At 51.9% G+C, this 1,975-nt stretch carries 1 pseudogene; it reads right to left on the minus strand.

From position 1 onward, the window contains the following. A pseudogene (locus J663_RS19675) lies at positions 1-1,975 on the minus strand (Ig-like domain-containing protein); the annotation flags it as partial.

Below are 1,975 nucleotides of genomic sequence, written 5' to 3' on the forward strand. Positions count from 1 at the left end.
TGTCGCTTGCATCAAAGCCTGCTCCCGCCTCACTGAACGTGAAGCTAATGTTCGCTGTTTCCCCTGCCGCAAGTGCAAGGTCATCTGCGCTAATCGCAAGGCTTGGTGCTGTCGCATCAACAGTCACTGTACCGGTTACTGGTGTTGAAACGTTGCCTGCCACATCTGTTGCAGTCACGCTCACTGTATGTGGACCGTCTGCCAACACTGGAAGTGTATTGTCTGCAAGCGTCCAGGTACCGTCACCATTGTTAGTCGCTGGATAATCCACACCATCCACAGTCACCACCACAGTCGCAGTAGGATCATCGATCGTACCGGTCAATGCAGGTCTACCGCATTCACTGGATCAATGTCCGGTGCATTTGGGGCAATGGTATCAATTGTCACAACACCTGTATCCGTACCTGTATTACCTGCTGCATCTGTTGCTGTCACAGTCACACTGTGTGCGCCTTCTGACAGAGTTGGTAAGATATCGTTCGGTAAAGTCCAGGTGCCATCGCCATTGTTCACTGCCGGATAATCAATACCATCCACAGTCACTACAATCGTTGCATTTGGATCATTGATGCTACCTGACAAGTCCGGCGTTGCATCATTCGTCACTTCATCAGTTAACGATACCACTGGTGGTAAGCCATCTCCGTCAACAATCTCTGTACCTGGCAATGAAGTATTGCCTGCAGGGTCAGTGGCTGTTGCCGAAATTGTGTCGCCATCTACCAGGTTACCTGGGTTTGGTACTGACCATGTGCCATCTGTGCCTGCAACTACAGTTGCAGTCGTGCCATCAGGATACGTCACAGTCACGGTTGAATCTGGTTCTGCTGTACCTGTAATCGGATCTACCGCATTCACTGGATCAATGTCCGGTGCATTTGGGGCAACGGTATCAATTGTCACAACACCTGTATCCGTACCTGTATTACCTGCTGCATCTGTTGCTGTCACAGTCACACTGTGTGCGCCTTCTGACAGAGTTGGTAAGATATCGTTCGGTAAAGTCCAGGTGCCGTCACCATTGTTCACTGCCGGATAGTCAACACCATCCACGTTCACAACCACTGTTGCTGTCGGATCGTTCACTGTACCAGTGAGTGCTGGTGTGCTGTCGTTCGTGAGTACATCATCCAGCGCAACCACCGGCGGTGTAATGTCTGCAGAGACTGTGCCTGTACCTGGCAATGAAGTATTGCCTGCAGGGTCAGTCGCTGTTGCAGTCACGGTATCGCCATCCACCAGGTTGCCCGGGTTTGGTACTGACCAGCTGCCGTCTGTGCCTGCCACGACTGTTGCAGTGGTGCCATCAGGGAAGCTGACAGTCACTGTTGAACCCGCTTCTGCTGTACCGCTCACCGGATCAGTTGCATTGATTGGATCAAGTACAGGTGCATTTGGTGCGGTGGTATCAATGGTCACCACTGCTGTATCGGTACCCGCATTACCTGCTGCATCAGTTGCCGTCACGGTAATGGTATGTGGACCATCAGTTAACGCAGGCAGTGTATTGTCTGCAAGCGTCCAGGTGCCGTCACCATTGTTCACTGCCGGATAGTCAACCCCATCCACATTCACAACCACTGTTGCTGTCGGATCGTTCACTGTACCAGTGAGTGCTGGTGTGCTGTCATTCGTCAACACATCATCAAGTGCAACCACCGGCGGTGTGATGTCGGCAGAGACTGTGCCTGTACCTGGCAATGAAGTATTGCCTGCAGGGTCAGTTGCTGTTGCAGTCACTGTATCGCCATCTACCAGATTGCCCGGGTTTGGTACTGACCAGCTGCCATCTGTGCCTGCCACGACTGTTGCAGTGGTGCCATCAGGATATGTCACAGTCACTGTAGAACCAGGTTCTGCTGTACCGCTCACTGGGTCAGTTGCATTGATTGGATCAAGTACAGGTGCATTTGGTGCGGTGGTATCAATTGTTACCACTGCTGTATCTGTACCTGCATTGCCTGCTGCATCT

The sequence above is a fragment of the Acinetobacter sp. 826659 genome, assembly GCF_000588515.1.
Classification (GTDB): Bacteria; Pseudomonadota; Gammaproteobacteria; order Pseudomonadales; family Moraxellaceae; genus Acinetobacter; species Acinetobacter pittii.